A 14427-nucleotide genomic window follows, 5' to 3' on the forward strand; every position below is an offset into this window, starting at 1 on the left:
TCCTCAAGGGGCAAGACGGGACATTGCCCATGAATCACCTTGCAAGGTGTAGGCCAAGCGATCATGAAGTCGCGAAGGTCGACCTTGCCAAAACTCAAAAAAATCGGGCACCAAACGGTAACCGCCCCAAAATGGTGGCCGGGTTTGCGGGTCACGCTGCTGTTGTTCCCGGGCCTGGTGCACTCGTGCTGCCAGCGCACCTCGTGATTCGATGACCTGGCTTTGTGGCGAAGCCCAGGCACCCAAGCGGCTGCCGGCCGGCCGCGACAGGTAATACGCATCGGACTCTTGAGGGCTGCACTTCTCAACCCGGCCTTCAATTCGAACCTGCCGCTCCAGTTCAATCCAGTGAAACAAAATGGCTGCATGCGGGTTCTGCCCCAGTTCTTGCCCCTTTCGACTTTCGTAATTGGTGAAAAACGTGAACCCCCGATCGTCCAACCCCTTGATCAACACGATGCGCGCTGACGGCCTACCCTGCGCATTCACCGTGGCCAGCGTCATGGCGTTGGGCTCGGGCAAATCCGCATTCAATGCCTGGTCAAACCACAACTTGAAAAAATCAAACGGGTTGGGCAAGGCGTCGGCTTCGTCCAAAGTGGCTTGCGTGTAATCTTTTCGTAAATCGGCGATGGACATAAAACGAAACTCCTTGGTGCTGCTGAAGGTATGATGACCTTTATTTTCACATGCTGCCAGCACCACAATGAAGAGCAATGCCAATCTCATCGACGAATTCTGCACCACTTTGTGGCTTGAGGAAGGATTGGCCAAAGCCACGCTGCAAGCCTACCGCAGCGACTTGCAACAAATGGGAAGTTGGCTGGAAGAAAAGTTCAATGAAAGCATGCTACTGGCCAGCAGTGAACACATCCGAAACCGCGTGCATGATTTGCCGGAATTGAAGCCCAGCAGCCTGAACCGCAAACTAAGCAGCTACAAACGCTTTTACCTGTGGCTCAACACCACAAAACAACGCGAAGACAACCCTTGTGAACAAATTCACAGTGCCAAGCGCGGATTGCGAATTCCCAAAACGCTGAGTGAACAACAAATGCTGGACCTGTTGGCGGCACCCGATGTAAGCCACGCAGCCGGCCAACGCGACAAAGCCATGCTTGAATTCATGTACGCCAGCGGCCTGCGGGTGAGCGAGTTGGTGAACATGCCCCTGCGGGCAGTTGATCTAAACGCGGGCGCAGTGAAAGTGCTGGGCAAAGGCAACAAAGAAAGGCTTGTACCCATGGGCGAGCCGGCCAGGCTGGCGATTCAGCTTTATCTGCAGCGGGCCCGGGGTGAATTGCTGACAGGCAAAATCAGCGACTTTTTGTTTGTAACCCACCTTGGAAAACCCATGACACGGCAGGGTTTCTGGAAAAACGTCAAACGGCTGGCCTTGATGGCGGGAATTAACTCCCCCATCAGCCCCCACGTATTGCGCCATGCATTTGCCACACACCTGCTTAACCACGGCGCTGACTTGCGGGTGGTACAACTACTGCTGGGCCATGCAGACATTGCCACTACCCAAATTTACACCCACGTCGCCAAAGAACACCTGCATACCTTGCTCAATCAAAGACACCCAAGATCAAAAAGTCGCTAGAATCGACGCCAAACCCCAATAACAAGGAGACACTTTTGCTTAATTTCGCCGCTGGCCTGCTAATCGCCTACTTGATCGGCTCCGTTTCTTTTGCAGTGGTTGTTTCCAAATTTGTAGGCCTGGCCGACCCGCGCACTTATGGCTCGAAAAATCCGGGGGCCACCAATGTGCTGCGCAGCGGCAACAAAAAAGCAGCTGTGTTGACTCTGTTGGGCGATGCCTTGAAAGGCACACTTGCCGTGGCCTTGGCGTTTCATTTTCAAGACCAATTGGGTTACAGCCGCATTGACATTGCCTGGATTGGACTGGCCGCTTTCATTGGTCACCTGTACCCAATCTTCTTCAAATTTGAAGGTGGCAAAGGCGTTGCCACCGCACTGGGCGTACTACTGGGCCTGAACTGGGTGTTGGGCCTGGCCACCGCCGTTACCTGGGTTGTAATTGCTTACTTTTTCCGTTATTCATCACTGGCAGCACTGATTGCCAGCCTGTTTGCTGTGTTTTACAACGTGCTGCTGTTTGGCATCAACGGCCAGGCAACCGCAATCGCGATAATGTCGGCCCTGCTGATTTACCGACACAGACAAAATATTGCAAACTTGATTTCGGGCAAAGAAAGCAAAATTGGGCAGAAAAAAAGTTAAGCGGCTGCCGGTTTTTCATAAAACTGCCAGTGGCCTGCTTGCCCGGTTCCGTCATATCGAAGAGTTGGCCAAGTGTCAGGATGGCCATGTTGATCCGTTTTGTAGTTTTCGGGCAAGTAAACGTCCGGAATTGCATCTGTCCCATTGTGAATAATCACCGGCAAGTCGAGCGCCTTCAAGAACAAGACCCCGAAATCGCCCTCAGTCTGTGGATTCTCTCCATCTTTCAACTGATTCAGTGTCTCTAGTGTGCTGCCTTTCTTCCAGCTGCCGTCTGCCCTGCCCATGAGCGAAATCATCAAGGCACGTTGCTTGTATTCAAGTATTGGCTTTGTCTGCAAACCATTCAGTGGATCCGCTTTGATTTGATCATAGATTTGACCAATTTCATTTGAGGTCAAATTGCGCGTACCCAACTCATCATTCATGGATTGTGCAACCAAGCCGACCCTCTTCGTGAACTCATCTTTAGAGAGCGCATTCACGGCTGCTCCCCATGAGGACCTTAGCCAGCATCTCGCTTTGTCACCGGAAACATTCTGAAGCGTTCGAGTGCCAAGGGGTGCCAGTTGGCTCTGCAACACCGCCCCCCTTTTGATATTGAGTAGAATCGGTGTCAGATCTTTCATTTTTTCCATGGTTGGGCCTGGAATGTCTTTGACGTTCCGACCGGCAAACACAGCAATTTCATTCAATGACTCAAGATTCTTGAAATAGGCTTTTGTCTGTTGATCCGAGAACGCAAGGCCACCCCCCTCTGGGAGATCAACCTGGAAAGCTTCCTGATACTCGGCTTTTAGTCTGGCCAGTTGTTGGTCTGGATTTGACCCCTCATTGAGCACACGTCCCCAAAGACTGGAAATCCATTGATTGCTGAACAATGCCGACCGTACGCCAACGGGGATGGCCGGGGCCGCTGCAATCACAGGCATTGTGACGGGGGTAGCCTGTGAATCCTCAGATATTCCCACAGTGAACCGCCTCAATGGCGTTGACGAAAAATTGGGGAGGCTATTGATTTGGGAGGCTGACAATCCAATTACCGCTGGCATAGACTTGCCTTTGGAAAGCGGCTGCCAAGCATTCTGTAAAAAATCACCCATCACCAAGAGAACTTTCTTGAGTTGAGGACTTAAATCACCTTTTAACTCGACGGTCAAACTTTTACCGCTCAGATAGTTATTCAAAGCCTTCGCATTATTCACTTCCGACTCATTGGGGGAATTTGCAAGCGGCAGCAAACGGCGTTTCAAATCAGCAATAACAGCCAGATTCTCAGGCTTGCCAAGCTGCTGACGCAAGCGCTCCTTCTGATTAATTTGCGAGAGATAATTCTGAAGTGATGACCACCCCTCTCGAATTCCCCTGCCGCCAGCCAAATTAATAAAGTTACCCACAGAAATAGTGGCGCGCCGGAAAAAACCTTTGCGACCATTGGTCGCAATTTCAGTAGAAATTTGCCTCGCAACGGCAACTGATTTGTCTGCGTCAGAGGCACCCCTTCTCGAAATCCACAGTGCTGCATCCTTATGAAACTGAGTTAACGCCTGTTTGAAAGACAATTGCTTATCGGCGCTGACGGGCTGTTTCTGCTCTTTAGCAGATTGAATTTCGCTCTCAAATTCTTTCAGTGATTTCATGAAGCGCGTTACTTCAAGGTGGTTAATCGTCAACAGATCGTTCGGCAGGGCCGCCAAAATCAGTGAAGACGCTTCAACCGCATGCTGCGGCGTGATGACTGCATGCTCCAGGCTGACGGGTTTGCCGTCCCTGAACAACTCTTTCTGCAAGACGCTCGATAGCCGACTTACTACTGATAGCCGGTTACCAACATATTCACCGGGGTCGCGCGCATACACACCGGCACGGCCAACCATCAGCTTCTTGAGGGCACCAAAACCAGATTCAACTTTATAGGCCAAAGAAGGCGCATCAAGCTGCAGCGTTTTTGCATTAAAACCTGCTGCGGTTACATTGCACGCTGCCAAACGATGGGTGTATTTTCTGCCTTCTTTGGTACTGAGAAACGCCAGTACTTTATCTGCACGCTCACTGTCAGGAGAACGCAAAGCACCACCGAGATCGCTGAGGAACGAACGCCCATCTCCCCGTACCGTATCCACTACCGGATTCTTTGCGTTTTCATAAACATTGAAATCGGATCCAAACTCAGCGAGATGCGTTCGCAAGGCAATCGACCTGGATATCGCATTATTGGCCCTGCCGGAACGCCCGTATTCCAAAGCTTGATTCAGACTAAAACCTTCATTGACCGACAGCGACTCAACCCCGTTGCCCAGCATGTGCAGATTAAATGGCAACACGTTGGCGCTGCTTCGCGTAACACCGAACTGAAGACTCAATTGACGAATGGCGCTAAGGTCAACACCCGCCGCAGATACTGAGCCTTGAATTTCTGCGATCTTTTCTTTCAGCGTATCAAGATTTTTGATATTTTTTTCACTCGCCATGATTTGATCGATCAATGAATTCAGCTCGTCGAAATTGTCAGCCTTATTGGCAACTTCTTTCTTGGCTTCAAGATCAGGCAATTTGTCTTTCTCGAGTTTTTCCAGTTCTGTAATTCTTTCTGAAAGTGCATTGAGTTTGGCAGCGTTCAATTCAACTTGTGGTTCAAGCACAGGTATCACAATATTTTGAACTGATTCAGCCAATTGGGACTGAAGTTTTTTGTACCCGGGAATGGCAGCGTCGTGTTTGGCCCTCTGATCCATTGCCTTGTTCGACAACCTGGCCTCAAGTTTTTGTACCAGAGAGCGCATAGGATCGGCAGGTACGCCAGCGACGGGCACCGACTTTTTTCCAGAAACAAAAGCTTCAATGGTTGAATGCTGAATACGTTGATCGGTCACGGATTTGTCTTGCTTCCGATTGAGCAAATCAGTTTTCCGAAGGGTGTCTACAAGACTTTTCTTTTCTGCCAAGGTGGTTTTACCCAGTAACTTGACGCCACCCTCAACATCATTCAATACTTTCTTAAATGCATCCAGATCAGGCAACAATTTTATTTGCGCTGTAGTTTCGGTAATTTTTTGTTTTAATACCTCCTCCCGCTTTGCTAACTGAAGTTCTTTTTTGTACTGAACCAGTTTTTCAGGTACGCCTTCTTCAACTGCAACTTTCTGCAAATTCTGAAGTACCGCCTGCTCCTTGGACACGCCACCAAGCCAGCTACCAAACCTTCCCCAGATACCTGTTGCCTTAACGGTTTCCTTGGATGTTGCCAACGGCAAAGAAGTGACCGGTGAGGCGGGAGGTATATGCGCCGTCACAGGGATTACTGTTGCGTCGGCAGTAAACTCAACTTTCTGGAGTATCTCAACAATCAAGGATTTGATTTCATCTGCTTTCTGTCCACCACCTGCCTCTACCTTTTTGGCCAAACCATCGATAAAGGAATTCAGGGCGTCGCTGATCTCTTCTTTGCCACCCATCTTGTAGCACTCTTTGATCATGTCAATCACATGAGGCTGCTGCGGTACTTTGCAAAAGTTGGCATTCACCTGGGTGGCAACCAAGCCCGACGTAACCACCGGAGAGATGATTGGACCAGTGGAGGATGACTCAGCGGAACCGGTGGGAATATCCCCACCGGTAGGAAATGTGATAACAGGGGAACTGTTGTTAGCCATGAGCAGCTTACTCCGATCGTTCAATTCTGATTAATTTGAGGGTTGATTTTGAGGCTGTGGAGTTTTCTTAAATTCTCGGAATCTGTAACGATGTTGAGCTTAAAAACAGAAAGCCTGTTCTTGATGTAGGCGTGAGGATCTGGATGATCGTCGGTCGGGGTGATTTTCAGCCCGCTCAAGGTTTGCTCGAGCAACTTGAAGTTGCCCAGCAAATCCGCCTGCAAATCTTTGGGAAGGTCTTGACCACACACGGATCGTGCAAGTTCATCCGCAGTATTCAGTGCGTTATTCCAGTTTGCCGCAGGATCATGGGCGAGGCTCGCGCTGAGCTTGTTCCAAATGACCAAGGCAGCCTTCGACACACCACCTTCACCCACAGACCTTCTGCCCGAGGGTAACCTGGCGGCGCTTTGCGCAACGACATTTTGAGGAGGCGAGGATGGTGAACCCCCTACTCCGGAGGGACTGGCCGGCATGTATTCCCCTTGTTTGAAATTCAGCAAAACAATAGGGGAAAAATCCCCTTACACCTGAGGAACAAATGCGGCCGGAAAGTTCCACAAAAAACTGGTAAATGTCAGGTTCTAGTGCTGTAAAACTGCGCCATGGCATGGGCAGTGTGGCCAACTTTTTTACCTTTCGCTTTGGCCATTTCTTGAGGACTGCCCTGCGCCACCAACTGGCCACCGCCTATGCCGGCTTCCGGGCCCATGTCGATCACCCAGTCGGCCTGGGCGATCAAATCCAAATCGTGTTCAATCACCACCACGGTGTGGCCTGCATCAACCAACCTGTGCAGCACGGCAATCAGCTTTTCCACGTCGTTCATGTGTAAGCCCACCGTGGGTTCGTCCAGTACATACAGGGTGGGTGGACTCATTTGCACACCGGCCTTGTTTTCGCGCACCTTGACCAATTCCGTGACCAGCTTGATTCGCTGTGCCTCCCCACCGCTGAGCGTGGGGCTGGGTTGGCCTATGGTGAGGTAACCCAAACCCACATCGTTGAGCAATTGCAAAGCCTGTGCGATGGCGGGGTGAGCTTCGAAAAACGGCGCCGCTTCAGAACAGCTCATGTTGAGAATTTCCGCAGCGGTTTTGTCGCGCCATGTGACCTGCAAGGTTTCCGGGTTGAAGCGTTTGCCACGGCAGGCTTCGCACACCACTTTCACGTCGGGCAGAAAATTCATCTCGATGGTTTGCATGCCTTGGCCATCGCACACCGGGCAGCGGCCAGGCCCGGCATTGAAGCTGAAGCGGTTGGCTGCAAAGCCGCGCATGCGGGCTTCAATGGTGTCGGCCAGCACATTGCGAATTCGGTTCCAGAAGCCAATGTAGGTGGCGGGGCAACTGCGCGGGGTTTTGCCAATCGGGGTTTGGTCTACCTCAAGCACGCGGGCCACTTGTTCAACCCCTTCAATTGCATCACAGCCAAACCAGCGGTGGGTGGGCTTGCCTTTCTTGTTTTGATTCAACACATATTGACGCATATTGGCCAACAAAATGTCGCGCGCCAATGTCGATTTTCCACTGCCGGAAACACCAGTGATGGCCACCAAACGGCCCAGTGGAATGTTCACATTCAGGCCGGTGATATTGTGCAGTTTTGCACCCTTGATACGCAAGCGTGGCGTGTCTTTCTCCACAGGACGCTTGGGGTTGGGCAGGCAAGGAATTGGACTTTTCAAATACCGGCCTGTCAGCGAATTTTTGTCCGCAGTTACTTCAGCCACAGTGCCCTGTGAAATGATTTCTCCACCCAGTTTGCCCGCGCCGGGGCCAATGTCCACCAGTCTGTCGGCACGCTGCATGGTATCAATGTCGTGTTCAACAATCACCAGCGTGTTGCCCTTGGCGCGAAGTTCCTCAAGCGCATCCAGCAGGCGGTGGTTGTCGCGGGTGTGCAGGCCAATGGTGGGTTCGTCCAGCACATAACACACGCCTCGCAGGTTGGTGCCCAGCTGCGAAGCCAGGCGGATGCGCTGCGCTTCGCCACCACTCAAGGTGGGGGCACTGCGGTTTAAATGCAGGTAATCCAGCCCCACTTGCTTCAGGAATTTCAAACGCCCGGCCATTTCAATGCGAATGTCTTTCGCAATGGCGGCTTCGCGTTCATTCAGTTCAAGCTGGTCTACCCACTGCAATGCGTCACTTACCGTTTGGTCAGCCAGTTGCGCAATATTGCTGTTCTTGAATTTCACGGCCAATGCAGTGGGGTTTAAACGTTGACCATTGCATGATGCGCACACCATGCTTTCACGAAGGTAGGTTCCTTCCTCATTTTCCGCGCCTTCTTCTGCGCTTTTGTCTTGCTCGGAAAGCCACTTGCCTTCTTCGCCAGTGGTTTCCGCATCGAAGCCTTCCACTTCTTCGCCCACACCAAAGCAGTTGGCGCACCAACCATGTTTGCTGTTGTAGCTGAACAGGCGCGGGTCCAGTTCGGGAAAGCTACGTGCGCAGCTGGGGCAGGCGCGCTTGGTGGAATAAAAACGGATTAAAGGGGATTCACCTTTTTTGCCCGGCGCTTCCACCATCACGGTGCCTTTGCCATATTCAAGCGCCAGCGCCAGCACTTCGCGCAGTTCTTTCTCGCTCTTGGCTTGAATACCCAAAGTTTTAACGGGCAGTTCAATGTGATGCTCCTGGTAGCGGGCCAGTTTGGGCCAAGGGTTGGTGGGCACGTATTCACCATCCACACGCAGGCTTTCATAACCGCGGTCCACAGCCCATTTGGCAATTTCGTTGTATATGCCCTTGCGGCCCTGCACCAGCGGCGCCAGCAAGGTGATTTCCTGCCCTTTGTAGTGCTGCATGATTTGCGCCAGCATACTGTCCATGCTTTGCGGGGCAATGGGCACTTCACAAGTGGGGCAGTGCTGAATGCCCAGCTTCACAAACATAAGGCGCAGGAAGTGGTACACCTCGGTCACCGTTGCAACCGTACTTTTGCGGCCACCCCGGCTGGTGCGCTGCTCAATCGCCACCGTGGGCGGAATGCCAAAAATAGCGTCCACATCGGGCTTGGCAGCGGGCTGCACAAACTGGCGTGCGTAAGCATTCAAACTTTCAAGATAGCGGCGCTGGCCTTCACTGAACAAAATATCGAATGCCAGGGTGGATTTCCCGCTGCCGGAAGGCCCGGTGATCACGGTCATTTTTTCGCGCGGAATGGTCAGACTGACATTCTTCAGATTGTGTTCACGCGCATGCAGAATTTCAATGCCGTCGGTCAGGCCGCGCTTGGTGTGTGCATTGTTCAGCCCATACAGCGCGGCCGCCTCGGCGATCAAATGATCCCTGCTTTGCGCGCCTTTGTTCAAGTCAGCCGCGTCCAGCAAATTGGTTTGTGCAAGGTACTGCTTGATTGCAACGCCGGTGTGGCTGCCTTTTACTTTGGACACTTGTTCTGGTGTGCCTTGGGCCACCAGTTCGCCACCGTACTCACCCGCCTCGGGACCAAGGTCGATCAACCAGTCGGCTGCGCAAATTACATCCAGGTTGTGCTCAACAATCAATACGCTGTGGCCCGCCTCCTGCAACAGGCGTAGCGAACGCATCAGCTTGGCCACGTCGTCGAAATGCAAACCGGTGGTGGGCTCATCAAACACAAACAGGTCACCGCGCTTGGCCACTTTCTGGCCACTTGCTGTGGGTTTGAGCTTGGCCAGAAAACCCGCCAGCTTCAAACGCTGGGCTTCTCCACCACTAAGCGTGGGCACGGGCTGACCAAGGCGCAAATAATTCAAACCCACTTGCGCCAAAGGCTGCAGGGTTTTTAGCAAGGCGGTGTCTTTCTCGAACAAATCAAGCGCCTGGTCTACGGTCAGTTCAAGCACCTGGGCCATATTCAGCACTTGGCCCCTGCGTTCCAGTGTTACCTCCAAAGCTTCCGGGCGGTAGCGTGTGCCATTGCATTCGCCGCAACGCAAATACACGTCGCTCAAGAATTGCATTTCAACATGCTCGAAGCCATTGCCGCCGCACATGGGGCAGCGGCCGTCGCCACTGTTGAAGCTGAAAAAGCCGGGTTTGTAATCGCGTTCTACGGCAATTTTTGTTTTGGAAAACAGTTTGCGCAGTTCATCAAAGGCACCCACATAACTGGCGGGGTTGCTGCGTGTGGTTTTGCCAATCGGGCTTTGGTCTACGAAAGCAAGTTCGGCAATGTGTTCAATACCCTCAAGAACATCAAATTCACCAGGTGCCTCGGTGGGTTCGCCCTTGATTTTTTTAATCGAGGGCACCAGCACGTCTTGTACCAAAGTGCTTTTGCCTGAACCTGATACACCGGTGAGCACCACCAAGCGGTTCAGCGGCAATTTGAAGTCGATGCTTTTCAGGTTGTTTGCACGCACACCTTTTATTTCAATGTGCTGTTTGGCATCGCCCAGCGGCGCGCCGTGTTCCACCACTTTCAGTTCGCCTTTCAAATAGCGGGCCGTCAGTGAACTGGATTTTGCAATGTTTCCGGGCGCGCCATCAAACACAATGTTGCCACCTGCTTCGCCCGGGCCAGGGCCAATGTCCACCAACCTGTCGGCCTGGTTCATCAGTTGTGGGTCGTGTTCAACCACCACCAGTGTGTTGCCTGCTTCTTTCAAACGCTGCATGGCTTGGGCGACGCGTGCAATGTCGCGCGGGTGAAGGCCTACCGAAGGCTCGTCGAGAACAAACAAGGTGTTCACCAGTGAACTGCCCAGTGCGGTGGTTAAATTAATACGCTGTACTTCACCACCACTGAGGGTTCTGCTTTGCCTGTCTAAAGTTAGATAACCCAAACCCACTTGAATCAGGAAGCCCAAGCGGGTGCGAATTTCCTGAAGCACCAAGTCGCTGGCTTCATCCAAAGCCCCTGGCAGTTGCAGGTTTTTGAAAAGCTGCGCCACTGTCAACAAAGGCATTTGCATGATTTCATGAATGCCGTGCTTGCCCGAATCACTGGGCAATTTCCACAACAATGAATCGGGCTTCAGGCGTGCGCCACCGCAATCACCACACGGTGTGTAGCTGCGGTATTTACTCAGCATTACCCTCACATGCATTTTGTAGGTGCGGCTTTCAAGCCATTCAAAATAACGGGCCACACCATAGAACAAACTGCCTTCCCAGTTGCCATCAAAATTTGCATCGCCTTCAATCACCCACATCTTGTGTTCCTCGGGCAAATGCTTGTAAGCGATGTTGGTGGCAATGCCGCGTTTTTTGGCAAAGCGCACCAAGTCTTTCTGGCAGCTTTTGAAACTCTCCGTGGTCCACGGTTTTACCGCGCCCTCTTCCAGAGATTTGTTTTCATCGGGAATCACCAGGCCGTAATCAATGCCGATAACCCGCCCAAAACCACGGCAAGTGTCGCAGGCGCCCAAGGGCGAATTGAAACTGAAGTGGCTGGGCAGCGGGCTTGAATAATCCAGATCGCAAGTGGCACAGTGCAGGCCCTCAGAAAAACGCCAGGGTTCTTGCTCTTCGCCATTTTCCTCTGGCAAGGCAAACACATTCACCTTGCCTTTGCCCCGGTGCAAGGCGCTGGCCACAGCATCGCTGAATCGGCTTTCTTCAACACCCGCCACACGGAATCGGTCTTGCACCACATCCAGCAGCTTTTCAACTACACTGCGGCCTTTTTTAATCGGCGTTTCGCGGTGTATGCGTGTGTAACCCTGTGCACTTAAAAAGTCTTCAATTTCCTGCGAGGTAAATTTTGCAGGCACACGCACCGGGAAGGTAACAACCAGGCGCGGGTCATTCTGTGCTGCCGCCTTGTCGAGTATCGATTGCTTGATGGTGGCGACCGTGTCTTCACGCACCCACTGGCCGCACTGGCGGCAATGCAGGTGGGCGGCGCGGGCATAAATCAACTTCAGGTGGTCGTTGATTTCTGTCATGGTGCCCACGGTGCTGCGGGAAGTGCGCACCGGGTTGGCCTGGTCGATGGCAATGGCGGGCAACACGCCTTCAATGCTGTCTACATCGGGTTTGTCCATGCGGTCCAAAAACTGCCGCGCATAGGGTGAAAAAGTTTCAACGTAGCGGCGCTGGCCTTCGGCATACAAGGTGTCGAACACCAAGGAACTTTTACCGCTGCCAGAAACCCCGGTGAACACCGTGATTTCGCCAGTTTTAATGTCGATATCGATATTTTTCAGGTTGTGCTGGCGGGCACCCTTGATGCGAATTACATTGCCAAGGTATTGAGAATTTTGATCTTTTTTTGCTTTGCTAGTCATGGGGTGCCTGCGGGGTAAAACAGTTGCTACATGACTTTGATTGTAATGGGTGAGGCGGACTTAACCGGGCTTAAGCCGCCTGCTTGATGGAAATTATGAAAACCTGTTTTGGCCTATCGGTTCTGTGAAAAGGGCGGGACCCGCTGGCGTACGCCACGAGACTCGATTTGATCGCGCAATTGAATTGCAGCAGCCTTCAGCGTTCCCAGTCGCAACTGCCCAAGCAGTGGTGTTTGAACACTGGTGGTGATTGAATCCTGGGCCGCCACAAAGGCTGAATCAAGATCACCAAGATGGCGATAAGCCTGCGGTAATGCATTGTGGCAGGCTGGGGCTTCATGCTTGGGTAAAACAGTGGCCACCAAACTTTCTGCCAAACGAATGTGGGTTTCGAAGGTGGCGGCCTCTTGCTCGGCCTGGACCAGTCTTTTTGTGGGTTTGCCATGATCTGCCCGCTTTAAATCGGGTTTGTAACTGTTTTTCACCACAGCATCCAGACAGCCTTTCAAGTTATCGGCCTGGTCGTAAACCAGATTACTGCATGCCTGTAAATTTGTAAGATTCTGAATCACAGGATTGGCCACACTTGCAGGTGTTGCAAAACGTTTGCACTGCTTCAGATAATCTTTTGCCAGCGAATTGACCGATTTGGTCAACGCACTGGATTCCTTCTTCAAAGTTTGAACATCAGAAATAAAACCATCCAGCACGGCGGTGCTGTGTTGTAGCTGGGCATGAAGACTTCCAATCGAATTCTGCACGGTCAACGCTCCTGAATCAGTTAAGGAGCGCTTCGTGGAAAAACATGCAAAAATGGTTCCCGGATACGACCGTTCTGCTGAATATTTCGCAAATGAACTACCCAATGCCCAAGCCACTTAAATCTTTTATTTCACCAAACACCAAACAATGCTCAACGCAAACACTCCTGACAAGTTCATTTTCATGGTGCAGGCCGCGAATACTTCAAAGTTTGGCAATGCCGAGCCGAAGTGCGGCGCACTGTTTGGCGAGTTCGGCAAAGCCACATATCTGCTCGATTTTTCGATGCCAATAAGGAAAGAGACCCCCACACCGGAAGACAGTACATCGCAAGAACAGGCACAAGTGGCCATACAAGCCATGGCCATGCTTTCAAGCCTCGGCGCAATTGGGTGCTGGCTTATTTCGTATTGTTTCCATTTGGCGCCTATTTGAGAGCATTTGGTGACAGCATGGGGGATGCACTTGGTTTGGAACTTGGCATTTGAGCTCAAACCATTTGAACTGTTTGTTAAACAAGGGCGCAACCTGGCTACGCTTGAATTGCTGCATGAAAGGCTGAGTAGCATAGACGGTTCGAGGGCTAAAAATTCTTCGTATCCAGACAGCCATCCGGGTGCTGACGAACGAATTCAATTGATTCGAAAAAATCAGCAAACTGCGAAAGCCCGCTAAGCAAGCCTTCGCAGTTTTAACCTTACAAACTGTTCATCAGCTGTTGGGCAGCAGGTTTCAATCTCATACGAGGGCTTACTTCAACTCCCAGCATGCGTTGAAGGCCAACCACGTCCATCTCGGCTTCTTCAATTTTCGCCATCTTGGATTGCAGGTAATTTTTCTGCTGAGTCATCCAACCATTGGCCTGCTTCTCGCAGGTACCTACTCTTGTCCACAAGGGTAGTCTGCTTAAAAACCCACTCATCAAATGATCATGAGACTTCAACTGGCTTTCGTAGGCCTTTGCATGAAAGTTCAGCTTTTTTGATACGTCGTGCAGGATGTCGGAGCTTCCCTTTAACATTTTGATAACCTTCTTTACATCCAGCGCGACGCTGTTGTCTTCCTCACAAAGAATCACTTTGGCACCATTTTTCTGGGCTGTTTTCACACTTTGCGTCAGAGACTTTCCGATTTCACCGACTGCGCTGGCAATCCCGGACACCTGCCGGGATTCAACCGCTTTGTCGCGCATCGTTCCATAAATGGCTTGGGCATGGCTAATCAGTTCCATCGAACTGACACCCGAACAATTCGCAATTTGTTCAATTGGCATGTTGTTGCTCCTTTTTCAATTAATGAAGGTTTCTGTTTAAAGCAACAACCTTGGTATCCAGATCGGACTGGATATTTTGACGAGTGTATTGCGCAGCAATCCTCAGGTTAGTCATGGCTGCACTCACCTTGGGGCCCTGCTCTGCGCCCAATTTACTGGCCCGCTTCAGGATTTTTTCAACCTGACCAGTGCACCAATTCACCTTATCGGCTTGAGGAATTGCGGCTACATGGCCCCGAAACAAACCTGCTTGATGTCCTGAAAAG

Annotated in this window: 11 protein-coding genes; 4 read left to right on the forward strand and 7 right to left on the reverse strand. The window is 51.6% G+C overall.

What is annotated here, in order from left to right; translation table 11 throughout:
• Nucleotides 1-3 precede the first annotated feature (3 nt).
• On the reverse strand, nt 4-639 hold the full coding sequence (gene pdxH / locus V7028_RS00845; RefSeq protein WP_334118212.1) for a pyridoxamine 5'-phosphate oxidase: 636 nt from the start codon (nt 637-639) through the stop codon (nt 4-6).
• Nucleotides 640-706: 67 nt separating this feature from the next.
• Between pdxH and xerD the strand changes: the two genes are divergently transcribed.
• Together xerD and plsY are read left to right on the forward strand one after the other, a co-directional pair.
• Entirely contained in the window at nt 707-1606 is a 900-nt protein-coding gene (gene xerD / locus V7028_RS00850; protein ID WP_334118213.1) for a site-specific tyrosine recombinase XerD, read from the forward strand.
• Nucleotides 1607-1641: 35 nt separating this feature from the next.
• Nucleotides 1642-2250, forward strand: coding sequence for a glycerol-3-phosphate 1-O-acyltransferase PlsY (gene plsY, locus V7028_RS00855; protein ID WP_334118214.1), 609 nt, complete (start codon nt 1642-1644; stop codon nt 2248-2250).
• Here plsY and V7028_RS00860 read toward each other — a convergent pair.
• The 4 genes from V7028_RS00860 to V7028_RS00875 form a co-directional block, all read right to left on the reverse strand.
• Nucleotides 2247-5903 (reverse strand): hypothetical protein, encoded by a 3657-nt coding sequence (locus V7028_RS00860; RefSeq protein WP_334118215.1) that lies wholly within the window; start codon nt 5901-5903, stop codon nt 2247-2249. The two genes, plsY and V7028_RS00860, sit on opposite strands and share 4 nt — an antisense overlap.
• A 20-nt stretch (nt 5904-5923) precedes the next feature.
• Nucleotides 5924-6379 (reverse strand): hypothetical protein, encoded by a 456-nt coding sequence (locus tag V7028_RS00865; RefSeq protein ID WP_334118216.1) that lies wholly within the window; start codon nt 6377-6379, stop codon nt 5924-5926.
• A 101-nt stretch (nt 6380-6480) separates the two neighbouring features.
• Complete coding sequence (gene uvrA / locus V7028_RS00870; protein ID WP_334118217.1) at nt 6481-12126, reverse strand: excinuclease ABC subunit UvrA; 5646 nt, start codon at nt 12124-12126, stop codon at nt 6481-6483.
• A gap of 113 nt (nt 12127-12239) precedes the next feature.
• Nucleotides 12240-12887, reverse strand: coding sequence for a hypothetical protein (locus V7028_RS00875; protein ID WP_334118218.1), 648 nt, complete (start codon nt 12885-12887; stop codon nt 12240-12242).
• A gap of 148 nt (nt 12888-13035) precedes the next feature.
• Here V7028_RS00875 and V7028_RS00880 point away from each other — a divergent pair, with 148 nt between their 5' ends.
• Both V7028_RS00880 and V7028_RS00885 read left to right on the forward strand, forming a co-directional pair.
• A complete protein-coding gene (locus tag V7028_RS00880) occupies nt 13036-13323 on the forward strand; it encodes a hypothetical protein (protein ID WP_334118219.1) in 288 nt (95 codons plus the stop codon).
• Nucleotides 13324-13365: 42 nt separating this feature from the next.
• A complete protein-coding gene (locus V7028_RS00885; RefSeq protein WP_334118220.1) occupies nt 13366-13563 on the forward strand; it encodes a hypothetical protein in 198 nt (65 codons plus the stop codon).
• Between the two features lie 22 nt (nt 13564-13585).
• On the opposite strand, the gene V7028_RS00890 is transcribed toward V7028_RS00885, so the two are convergent.
• Complete coding sequence (locus tag V7028_RS00890; RefSeq protein WP_334118221.1) at nt 13586-14119, reverse strand: hypothetical protein; 534 nt, start codon at nt 14117-14119, stop codon at nt 13586-13588.
• 61 nt (nt 14120-14180) lie between these two features.
• On the reverse strand, nt 14181-14427 hold a 247-nt coding region (locus V7028_RS00895), incomplete at its 5' end, for a hypothetical protein (protein WP_334118222.1).

Source organism: Limnobacter sp., from assembly GCF_036846585.1.
GTDB lineage: Bacteria > Pseudomonadota > Gammaproteobacteria > Burkholderiales > Burkholderiaceae_B > Limnobacter.